We start from the raw sequence: 2,024 nt of genomic DNA, 5'->3' as shown, positions 1-2,024 counted from the left end.
GCACCGCCGGCGCCCACCGCGTCGCCCTGATCACCGACGCCATGGGCGCCGCCGGCATGGGCGACGGCCGCTACCCCCTCGGCCCCCTCCAGGTCGAGGTGAAGGACGGCGTTGCGATGCTGTCCGACGGCAGCTCCATCGCCGGATCGACGCTGACCCTCGATCGCGCATTCCAAAGATCTGTCCAGATGGACACGTTGACGCTCCATCAAGCTGTCGAGTCACTCTCCGCGACCCCGGCCCGCCTCCTGGGTCTGAGCGACTCGGTCGGCTCGCTGGAGACCGGCAAGCTCGCCGACCTGGTCGTGCTCGACTCCGACAGCTACGACCTGGTCGCCGTGATGCGCCACGGCCGCTGGGTCCGCGGCGGCGAGCAGTTCGCCACCGCCACGTCAGCCTGAGCCGCGCCCCGGGCAGCACGACAGCGAGGCCCGTCCCACGTCGTTCACGGGGCGTCTCGCCGTCGAGGGCCCCGGTCGTCCGCCGCTACCGCCAGTCGAGGAGCAGCCAGCCGCGGTGCGGCAGGTTCCGGTCGACCTCGACGGTGCGGCCGCCCGTGGTGGCGGCGACGGCCTCGGGATCGGCCAAGGGGCGGAGCAGGGTGCCCTCGGCGCGGACGGCGTCGCCGGGCAGGTGCACCTGCGGATGGGCCGGGTCGTCGCTGCCGTTGGCGACCGCGAGCCGCCAGCCGCCCTCGGTGCGGGTCAGGTGCGGGATCAGGTGGGGGCCGCCGGTGACCAGCGGCAGGGTCGGCGTGTCGCCTTCCAGGTAGCGGACCATGGCGTGCAGCAGGCGCTGGCCGTCGTCGTCGTAGGGCAGCAGCTCGACGGCGGTGGCGGCCAACACTGCGACGCGGCCGCCGAGTTCGTTGGTGAAGACGCACCGGCCGGCACCCCAGACCCGGTGGTCCGGGGTCAGGATCTCGGTCCAGGTCTCGGCTTCCGTCGCGGGCCTGAGCCGGGCCAGGGCCGGCTGGACGTTGACGCTCAGGTACGCGCCGGCGCCGTCCCCCGAGAGCACGCGCTCCAGGGCGTACGGGCCCGGCTCACACGGACTCTCGCGCTCGACGACGTCCTCGACGGTGACGCCCAGCAGGTCCCCGAACCCGCGTGCCCGGAGGATGTAGGCGGCGGTGCCGTCCAGCAGCAGGCCGCCGGCCAGCATCCGGCGGAGCTCGTTGTCGTCGTAGGCCCAGGCGAGCTGCCCGAACAGCACCCTGACCGGGGCGTCCTCGGCGGTGACCGGCACGCCGTAGCGGAGCAGGAAGTCCGCGGCCGGACCGGGGTCGACGGCCAGTTCGGCGAGGTCGCCGCCCCGCCGGGTGCGGACGTGCGCGGCGGCGTCCTGGCGCACCGGCAGCGCCACGCCGTAGGTGCGCGGCGCGGGCCCGGCGATCAGGTCGAGCGCGGGCCGGGAACGGCGCAACAGTTCGGCCACTCGGGGAAAGCGCTGGGCACGGCCGGACTGCATGGGGTGGACGTTGAGGAACATGGCGTCCGAACCCGCGAGTTGGGCGGCGACCAGTTCGGACCAGGTCTGGGTGTCGGACTTGGACCAGGCGGTGTGCGGCCAGTTCTCGATCTCCGGTTCGCTGCGCACGTAAGCCGGCCGCAGCGCCCGCTGGACCTCCAGCATCCAGACGGAGAAGCTGAGTTCACGCCCGGGCGCGTCGCCGTAGCGGGCGAAGTGCGGGCGGTGCGCGGCCTGCCTGTCGATGGCGAGGGCGTCGAAGAGGGCGGGCCAGTCGCGGCCCTCGACGGAGTGGACACCGGGTTCGGAGCTCATCAGGCCGAGCTGCGAGCGTCCGCCGGACGCCTTCGCGACCGCTGCCGCCACCTCGCCTGCGACCTCCAACTGCGCGGTGCGCCACACCTGTTGGAGAAGTGCGCGCCACGGGTGCGGGGCGCCGGGGGCGGTGACGGCGGCGACGACCCGTTCCCGGGTCACCGGCTCCCCCACCAGCGCGGCGAGTCGCTCCAGCATCAGCGGTTCGAAGCCGCCGCCCCAGGGCAGCGGTGCGTGGT

Annotated in this window: 2 protein-coding genes; one reads left to right on the top strand and one right to left on the bottom strand. The window is 74.0% G+C overall.

Going from position 1 to position 2,024, the window contains the following annotated elements:
- Positions 1 to 401, top strand: a 401-nt coding sequence (locus ACFVWU_RS44785) for an amidohydrolase family protein (protein WP_387632467.1), incomplete at its 5' end; no start/stop codon positions are given.
- Positions 402 to 486: 85 nt separating this feature from the next.
- Here ACFVWU_RS44785 and ACFVWU_RS44780 read toward each other — a convergent pair.
- The coding region (locus ACFVWU_RS44780; RefSeq protein WP_387632464.1) for a hypothetical protein at positions 487 to 2,024 on the bottom strand (1,538 nt) is incomplete at its 5' end.

This window comes from Kitasatospora sp. NPDC058190 (genome assembly GCF_042883685.1).
In the GTDB taxonomy this organism is placed as follows: domain Bacteria; phylum Actinomycetota; class Actinomycetes; order Streptomycetales; family Streptomycetaceae; genus Kitasatospora.
Note: the sequence above shows the minus strand (reverse complement) of the source record. Positions and strands in the feature narration are given on the sequence as shown.